The sequence below is a fragment of the Rugamonas rivuli genome (assembly GCF_009380165.1).
Taxonomy (GTDB): Bacteria; Pseudomonadota; Gammaproteobacteria; order Burkholderiales; family Burkholderiaceae_D; genus Rugamonas; species Rugamonas rivuli.
The window spans coordinates 156,800-165,412 of sequence record NZ_WHUF01000011.1; the positions used below are offsets into that span (position 1 = coordinate 156,800).

Sequence of the window (8,613 nt, forward strand, 5' to 3'; positions counted from 1 at the left end):
TGTCGGTGGTCAATGCTTGACGGTGTTCACGGCCTTCAGCGGCAAGGCATGGACGCCTTCGACCACCGGCGCGGCGTCGCCGGCCAGCTCGGCGTCGCCCATCGGGCCGGTGCCGCTGTACTTGTCGAGGAACAGGTAGATCACCGGCGTGATGTACAGCGTGATCACTTGCGAGAAGATCAGGCCGCCCACCACGGCCAGACCGAGCGGCTGGCGCAGCTCGGCGCCGGCGCCCAGGCCCAGCGCGATCGGCAAGGCGCCCATCAGCGCCGCCATGGTGGTCATCATGATCGGACGGAAGCGCAGCACGCAGGCTTCGCGGATCGCCTCGGCCGGCGTGCGGCCCTCGTTGCGCTGCACGTGCAGCGCGAAGTCGATCATCATGATGGCGTTCTTCTTGACGATACCGATCAGCATCAGGATGCCGATGATGGCGATCATCGTCAGGTCCAGGTTGAACAGGCGCAGCGTCAGCAAGGCGCCGACGGCGGCCGACGGCAGGCCGGCCAGGATGGTCAGCGGATGGATATAGCTTTCGTACAGCACGCCCAGCAGCACGTAGATCACGCCCAGCGCGGCGATGATCAGGATCAGCTGGCTGCCCTGCGAACTCTGGAACACCGCCGCGTCGCCGCCGTAGTTGGTGATGATGGACGGCGGCAAATGCATGTCCAGGCCCATCTGGTCGATCTTGGCGGTGGCCTTGCCCAGCGGGACGTCCGGCGCCAGGTTGAACGACAGCGTGATCGCCTGCAGCTGGCCCTGGTGGTTGACGGCGGTCGGGCCGATGGTGCGCTGGACCGTGGCAAAGCTGGACAGCTGCACCAGGTTGCCGCTCTTGTTGCGCACCGAGATGCGGGTCAATGCGTCATCGAACTGGCGATCGGCCGTGGCCGCCTCCAGGATCACGTTGTAGCTGGCGGCCGGCGAATAGATGGTCGACACCTGGCGCTCGCCGAAGGCCAGGTAGAGCGCGGTGCGGACATCGCCGATGGCCACGCCGAGGTTGTTGGCCTTGTCGCGGTCTATCTTCAGCGAGGCTTGCAAGCCCTTGTTCTGCGAATCGCTGGTGACGTCGCGGAAGTCCGGATCGGCGCGCAACTGGTCGAGGTATTTCTGCGCCCACTCGTTGAGCGCGCCGGGGCTGACCGATTGCAGCGTGTACTGGTAGCGGCTCTTGGACTGGCGTCCGCCCAGCTGCAAGTTCTGCACCGGGCTCAGGTAGACGGAGATGCCGGGCACGGTCTTGGTGGCCTTGCGCAGGCTGTCCAGCACCTGCGGCATCTTCTGGCGCTGGTCACGCGGCTTGAGCACCAGGAACATGCGGCCGCTGTTGCCGCCGCCGACGAAGGACGTCACGTCCTGCACATTGGGGTCGGCCTTGATGACGGCCGCCACGCGCTCCTGCAAGTCCAGCAGCGAGGACGAGGAAATGTCTTCCGACGCTTCCGTGTTGACGCGGATCTGGCCCAGGTCTTCCTCGGGGAAGAAGCCTTTCGGGATGGTGATGTACAGCACCGCCGTCAGCGCGAAGGTGCCGATCGCCGCCGCCAGCACAACGTAGCGGTGGTGCAGCGCGATGTCCAGTGTGCGCACATAGCCGTTGCGCAGCGCGGTGAAGCCGGCCTCGAACCAGCGGCCGATGAAGCCGCCCTTGTCGTGCTCGGGATCGATGGCGTCGGCCGGCAGCAGGCGGCTGGCCAGCATCGGCACCAGCATCAGCGACACCGCCGCCGACACCAGCACCGACAACGCCACCACCACGGCGAATTCATGGAACATCAAGCCGATCACGCCCGGCATGAAGAAGATAGGAATGAACACGGCCACCAGCGAGACCGAGATCGAGATGATGGTGAAGCCCATTTCCCTGGCGCCGATCAGCGAGGCCTGCAGCGGCTTCTTGCCCAGCTCGATGTGACGGACGATGTTCTCCAGCACCACGATGGCGTCGTCGACCACCAGGCCGACCGCCAGCGTGATGCCGAGCAGGGAAACGTTGTCCAGGCTGTAACCGAAGGCGTACAGCAGGGCCAGCGCGCCCAGCAGCGAGATCGGCATGGTGATCGCCGGGATGAAGGTGGCGGCCGCGCGGCGCAGGAACAGGAAGATCACCAGCACCACCAGGAAGATGGTCAGCAGCAGCGTCAGGTTGACGTCGTGGATGGCTTCGCGGATCGACACCGAGCGGTCGTTGACCAGGTTGATGTTGATCGACGCCGGCAGCTGGTTCTTGAAGCGAGGCAGCAGGCGGCGCACGCCGTCGACCACCTGCACGGTGTTGGCGTCCGGCTGGCGCTGCACCAGCAGCACGATGGAGCGCTCGCCGTTGTAACTGCCGGCGGTCTTGACCGACTGGAAGCTGTCCTCGACGGTCGCCACATCCTTCAGGCGCACCGGCTGGCCGTTGCGCTGGGCGACGATGAGCTCGGCGAATTCGGACGCCTTCATCAGCTGGGCGTTGCCCTGGATGGTCAGCGTCTGGCTCGGGCCGTCGAGGATGCCGAGCGGCGTGTTGGCGTTGGCCGACTTGATCGCCTGCTGCAATTCGTCCAGCGTCAGGTTGCGGGCGTTCATCAGCTCGGACTTGGCGCGTATCCGCACGGCGAAGCGCTTCTGGCCGTTGACGGTCACTTGCGCCACGCCAGGCAGCGTCGACAGGCTGGGCGCGATCAGGTTTTCGGCGTAATCGTTCAGCTCGGCCAGGGTCAGCGACGGCGAGTTCATCGTCATGAACAGCACCGGCGCGTCGGCCGGGTTGACCTTGCGGTAGGACGGCAGGTCGGTCATCTCGATCGGCAACTGGCGCTGGGCGCGCAGCAGCGCCGCCTGCACGTCGACCGCCGCTTCGTTGACGTTGACGCTGGGATCGAACTCCAGCGTCAGCGAGGAATTGCCCAGCGTGTTGGTGGAGGTGATCAGCGCCAGGCCGGCGATGGTGGAGAACTGCTTTTCCAGCGGCAGCGCGACGGACGAGGCCATCGTGTCCGGCGCGGCGCCCGGCAGGTCGGCCGAGACGTTGATGACCGGGGTGTTATAGCTCGGCAGCGCGGCCACCGGGATGTAGAAGTAGGCCAGCACGCCGGCCAGGATCAGGGTCAGCGACAGCAGCACCACCATGACCGGACGGCGGATGCACAACTCGGAAAGGTTCATTGCTTAGCCCTTCTGTTTGGTCGTGTCGGCAGGCTTGTCGGCCCCGGCGATACGCACCTTGCCGCCCGGCCGCAGGTTTTGCTTGCCGTCGACGATGACTTTCTCGTTGCCGCTCAATCCGGACACGGCCGCATTGTCGCCAAACGAATACAGACGCTTGATGTTAACCACCTTGGCGGACTGGTCGGCGTCGACCGCGTAGATGAAGGTGCCGCGGGTGTTGCTAATGATAGCGTTTTGCGGGATCACCGTTGCATCTTTCAACACCTGCGAGATCAGCTTGGTGTTGACGTACTGGCCCGGCCACAGCATGGTGTCCTTGTTGTCGAACTGGGCCTTCACGCGGATCACGCCGGCCACCGGGTCGACGGTGTTGTCGATGAAGCTCAGCGCGCCGCCGATTTCCTTGTCGGAGTTGCCCAGCGCGACCTTGACCGCCACCGCCCCCTCGTGCTGCGCCTGCAGCAGGCCGGCCAGCGCCGACTCCGGCAGTGTGAAGGAGACGTTGATCGGATCGAGCTGGGTGATGGTGGTCAGCGAGGTGGCCAGTTGCACCAGGCTGCCCGGATAGACGTTGATGGCGCCGACGCGGCCGTTCATCGGCGCGCGGATCGCGGTGTAGCTGGCGTCGACGCCGACCGAGCGGGCGGCGGCGACATCGGCCTGCAGCAGCGCGCGCGCCGAATCGACCTGGCTCTTGAGCGTGTCGACGGCGCCCTGGGCGATGAAGTTCTTGGACAGCAGTTCCATCGAGCGCTTGTACTGGCGCTCGTAGTCGGCCAGCGCGGCCTGGTCGCGCGCGACCTGGGCCTGGGCCTTGTCGACGTTGGCGCGTTCGCTGCGGTCGTCGAGCGTGAACATCAGCTCGCCCGATTTGACGAACTGGCCTTCCTTGATGTGCACCTTGGCGATGGTGCTGGTGGTTTGCGGATGCAGGTCCACCGTGCTGATCGGCGTGACGGTGCCGTTGGCCTGCAACACCACCGGCACATCCTGGCGCGTCGGCGCGACCACGCTGACGGTGGTCGGGCCTTGCTGGCCGCCCTGGGCTTTCGGCGGTTCGGCCGTTTGATGGGTGCTGACCCAGATGCCGCCGCCGACCACCACGATGGCGCCGACCAGAAATGCTAAGGAAGTTTTTTTCATTTTTTGCACTAGGTTTTACCGTCGAAAAATATTGCCGCCTCGCACAAGGCGGAATATTGTCGCACAGTATTTGCTGGAAAAACCGCGCCACGGCGACTGCCAGGCGCTTTTTTCGTAGCGAGAGTTGGTCGACGGATTCAGGCGCCGGCGTAGTATTCCGGCACGATCAGCGTGACCTCCAGTCCGCCGTCCGCGTGGTTGGACAGCATGACGTTGGCGCCGTGCTGCTCGGCGATGTTGCGGGCGATGGTCAGACCCAGGCCGGTGCCGCCGGATTCGCGCGAGCGCGAGGTCTCGATGCGGTAGAACGGTTCGAACACGCGCGCCATCTGGTCCTGGTCGATGCCGGGGCCGCCGTCGCGGATGCGGATGCGGGCCGCGCCCACCATGCGCTCGACGGTAACATTGGCGTAATGGCCATACTTGACGGCGTTGTCGATCAGGTTGACCAGGCAGCGCCGTATCGCCAGCGGCCGGCCCATCAGCGCCATCGCCGCGCGGCCGCGCAGTTCGACCTGCTGGCCGCCGTCGGTGGCGTCGCTGCACACGCTGTCGAGCAGCGCGTCGAGGTCCAGCGCCTGCATGGTTTCCGTGGTGTCCATGCTGCGCGCCAGGTCCAGGCCTTCCTTGACCATCTGCTGCATGGCCGACAGGTCGTCGATCAGGCGCTGCTGCAATTCGGCGTCGCTGACTTTTTCCAGGCGCAGGCGCAGGCGGGTCAGCGGCGTCTGCAGGTCGTGGGTGATGGCGGCCAGCATCTGCGTGCGCTGCATGATGTGCTGGCGGATGCGCGCCTGCATGGCGTTGAAGGCGGCGCTGGCCTGGCGGATCTCGGCCGCGCCGCTCAGCACCACCGGCGCGTGGTTGATGTCGTTGCCCAGGTCCTTGGCGGCCTGCGCCAGCTGCTTCAACGGACGCACGGTCATGCGCGTGACCAGGTAGGCCAGCGCGGCAATGCTGAGCAGGAAAGGCAGCATGGCCAGCAGTTCGCTGTGGGCCGACGGCGGCGGCGCGCGCGGCGGCAGCACGGACAGCTTCAGCACCTGGCCGTCGTGCAGGCGCACGTTCATGGTTTCGCAGGTGCCGCGCCATTGCGTCGGCGCGAAGATGTTGTTGCTCTTGCGCGGCAGGTCGCAGGCGGCAGGGTGCTCGGCCAGCGGGCCCAGCTTGTAGCCCTCGCCCAGGCGCTGCTGCAGGACGGATGAAAACTCGGTCGGCGGCAGCGCGGTGGCCAGCGGCATGTCGGTCGCTTCGAGGCGCACGGTGCCGCGGTTGGCCATGCGCAGATAGGTCGGCCGCGAGGCTTCGGGCAGCACGTCGGCGGTGGTGATCAATTGCTCGGCGCGCTCCAGCGCGTGGAAGTCGCGGTAGCGTTCCAGCGCGCGGGTACGCTCGCCCACGGCCAGCCACTGGGTCAGCGCCGCCGAAGCGACGATGCCGAGCAGCAGGACCAGGAACACGCGCCCGGTCATCGATCCGAGGAAGGCTTTCACGGCTGCGGCTCCACGGTGACGGTGCCGGCCAGCACGTAGCCGCCGTTGCGCACGGTCTTGATGATTTGCGGCAGGCGCGCGTCCTCGCCCAGCTTCTGGCGCAGGCGGCTGATCTGGATGTCGATCGAGCGGTCGAACGGGTCGGCGTCGCGGCCTTGCGTCAGGTTCAGCAGCTGGTCGCGGTTGAGCACGCGGTTCGGATGTTCGAGGAAGACCTTGAGCAGGCGGAACTCGGCGCCCGACAGCATGATGACGATGCCGTCCGGGTTGAGCAGGTGGCGCGCGGTCAGGTCCAGCGTCCAGCCGGAGAAGCGCATCTGCTGCGCCTTCTCGGCGCCGCTGCCGACCGGCATGGCGTTACTGCGGCGCAGTACACTGCGGATGCGCGCCAGCAGTTCGCGCGGCTCGAACGGTTTTGGCAGATAATCGTCGGCGCCCATTTCCAGGCCGAGGATGCGGTCCAGCGGTTCGTTGCGGGCGGTGAGCATGATGACCGGCAGCGTGGAGTGGGCGCGCAGCTTGCGGCACAGGGTCAGGCCGTCGTCGCCGGGCAGGTTGAGGTCGAGCACCACCAGGTCGGGGCGCGCTTCGTCGAGCTGCTTCCACATGGCGGTGCCGTCGGCGGCGCACAGGGCGCGGTAGCCGTTCGATTCGAGGTAGTCGGCCAGCAGGGTGCGGATTTCGCGATCGTCGTCTACGATCAAGATAGTTGATGTGGGTTCCATGTGCTAATTATCCCCAGTTAGCCGGTGCGTGACCAATCACCAATTGTATCTTCTTGTATATCCCCCTAGGGACGAAACATCTGGATACAAAATCTGCGGCTGGCGAAACTTCGTGGCAACCTTGCGCTGCCAACATGGGTTCAAGCGCGGTGATCACGCATCGCGATACCTAACTTTCAATGATAGAGGAACGACCATGAACGTCTTACGCAAAAGCATATTGATCGGTTTTACCGTACTGGGCATGGCGGCCGCACAGGCGCAGGACATGACGCCTCCGGCCGGCCGTCACGGCGCGGTCGTCAACAGGGAGCAGATGCAGGCCAAGATGGAGGAAATGTTCGCCAAGCGCCAGGCCAAGCTGCATGATCTGCTGAAGCTGACGGCGCAGCAGGAATCGGCGTGGGCCAGCTACCAGGCGGCCATCAAGCCGGCCGCTGCCGGCGGCACGCTGCCGGACCGCGATGCCGTCGCCAAGATGTCGGCGCCCGACCGCCTGGCCAAGATGATCGACCTGAGCAAACAGCGCCAGGTCAAGATGGAAGCGCACCTGACGGCGCTGACGGCCTTCTACAGCCAGCTGACGGCCGAGCAGAAAGCCATCTTCGACGACCACACCCGGGGCGGCGCGCACGGCGGCCATCCTGGCCATCGCGGCGGCTGGGGCGGCCACCAGGGCTGAATCAGTTCAGGCGCGACAGGGATGCGGTGAACTTGGCCGCATCCTGGAAGCCGATGACGCGGGCGCCGTCGATTTCCTTGCCCTGCTTGTCGAACAGGATGATGCCCGGCGGGCCGAACAGGCCGAAACGTTTCAGCATGGCTTTGTCGTCGGCATCGTTGGCGGTGACGTCGACCTGCAGCAGCACCGTGCGGGCCAGCCGCGTGCGTACTTGCGGATCGACGAAGGTCAGCTTTTCCATTTCCTTGCAGGACACGCACCAGTCGGCGTAGAAGTCCAGCATGGCGGTCTTGCCGCCGGTCTGCGCCAGCGCGGCGTCGAGCTGCTGCACGGTCTTGACGCGCTGGAAGGCCAGCGGCGCTTCGTGCTTGCTGCTCAGGTGGGCAAGCGGCGCCAGCGGATCGCGGCCGCCGCTGACCACGCCCACCAGCTGCGTCAGGCCCAGCACCGCGAGGATGATGCCTTCCGCCCGCGCCACCCATCGGCCCGGGTTCAGCAGCAGATACATGCCGTAGCCGACCAGCAGCGCGGCCCAGCCCAGCATCTGCACGGCGGCCGGCAGCACCGGCGACACCAGCCACCAGCCCATCGCCAGCATCAGCACGCCGAAGAAGCGCTTGACCGCGTCCATCCACATGCCGGCCTTGGGCAGCAAGGCGCCGGCCGAGACGCCGACCAGCATCAGCGGCACGCTCATGCCGGCCGCCATGGCGAACAGCGCGGCGCCGCCGATGACGACGTCGCGGCTCTGGCTGATGTAGACCAGCGCGGCGGCCAGCGGCGCGGCCACGCAGGGGCCGACGATCAGCGCCGAAATCGCGCCCATGACGAACACGCCGGCCAGCTTGCCGGAAGATTGGCGGTTAGACACCGTGCTCAGTTTGGATTGCAGCGCGGCCGGCACCTGCAGTTCGTAGAAGCCGAACATCGACAGCGACAGCGCCGCCATCAGCACGCCGAAGCCGCCCAGCACCCACGGGTTTTGCAGCGCGGCGGCCAGGCCTTCGCCGGCCAGGCCTGCCGCCACGCCGAGGATGGTGTAGACGATGGCCATGCCGAGCGAATACGTGGCCGACAACAGCAGGCCGCGTCCACGGCTGCTGCGCTCGCCTTCGCCGACGATGATCGACGACAGGATGGGCACCATCGGCAGCACGCAGGGCGTGAACGACAGGCCCAGTCCCAGCAGGGCGAACAGCGGCAGGATCACCAGCAGCTTGCCGGACTTGAGCGCGGCGGCGAGGCGGCCGGCGTCGTCGGCCGGGGCTGCTGCTGCGGCAACCGGCGCGGCCAGCGGCGCCAGGACGGTGGGTGTTCGATTATATCGATGCCAAAGTCAACGTGGCCAATTTCATTGTTAAAGAAGACAAGGATTTCTCGGAGCCTGCTCGAGGAATGGCCGAAATCGTCC

The 8,613-nt window shown here is 66.0% G+C and carries 5 protein-coding genes and 1 pseudogene; 1 reads left to right on the top strand and 5 read right to left on the bottom strand.

Annotation, left to right across the window (positions count from 1 at the left end; genetic code table 11):
• Window positions 1-9: 9 nt before the first annotated feature.
• From GEV01_RS28960 to GEV01_RS28975, 4 genes are all read right to left on the bottom strand, one after another.
• Window positions 10-3,156 carry an efflux RND transporter permease subunit gene (locus GEV01_RS28960; protein WP_152809641.1) on the bottom strand — a complete coding sequence of 1,049 codons (3,147 nt, stop codon included), beginning with the start codon at window positions 3,154-3,156 and terminating at the stop codon, window positions 10-12.
• Window positions 3,157-3,159: 3 nt separating this feature from the next.
• Window positions 3,160-4,302 carry an efflux RND transporter periplasmic adaptor subunit gene (locus GEV01_RS28965; RefSeq protein WP_152809643.1) on the bottom strand — a complete coding sequence of 381 codons (1,143 nt, stop codon included), beginning with the start codon at window positions 4,300-4,302 and terminating at the stop codon, window positions 3,160-3,162.
• Window positions 4,303-4,439: 137 nt separating this feature from the next.
• Window positions 4,440-5,795: an ATP-binding protein gene (locus GEV01_RS28970; RefSeq protein ID WP_328595652.1), complete on the bottom strand. Its 1,356-nt coding sequence runs from the start codon at window positions 5,793-5,795 to the stop codon at window positions 4,440-4,442.
• Window positions 5,792-6,520, bottom strand: a complete 729-nt coding sequence (locus GEV01_RS28975) for a response regulator (RefSeq protein WP_152809646.1) — start codon at window positions 6,518-6,520, stop codon at window positions 5,792-5,794. Before GEV01_RS28975 ends, GEV01_RS28970 begins: the two co-directional genes overlap by 4 nt.
• A gap of 196 nt (window positions 6,521-6,716) precedes the next feature.
• Here GEV01_RS28975 and GEV01_RS28980 point away from each other — a divergent pair, with 196 nt between their 5' ends.
• Entirely contained in the window at window positions 6,717-7,202 is a 486-nt protein-coding gene (locus GEV01_RS28980; protein ID WP_152809647.1) for a Spy/CpxP family protein refolding chaperone, read from the top strand.
• A gap of 1 nt (window position 7,203) precedes the next feature.
• Here GEV01_RS28980 and dsbD read toward each other — a convergent pair.
• A pseudogene (dsbD, locus tag GEV01_RS28985) lies at window positions 7,204-8,502 on the bottom strand (protein-disulfide reductase DsbD); the annotation flags it as partial.
• Window positions 8,503-8,613: the final 111 nt, after the last annotated feature.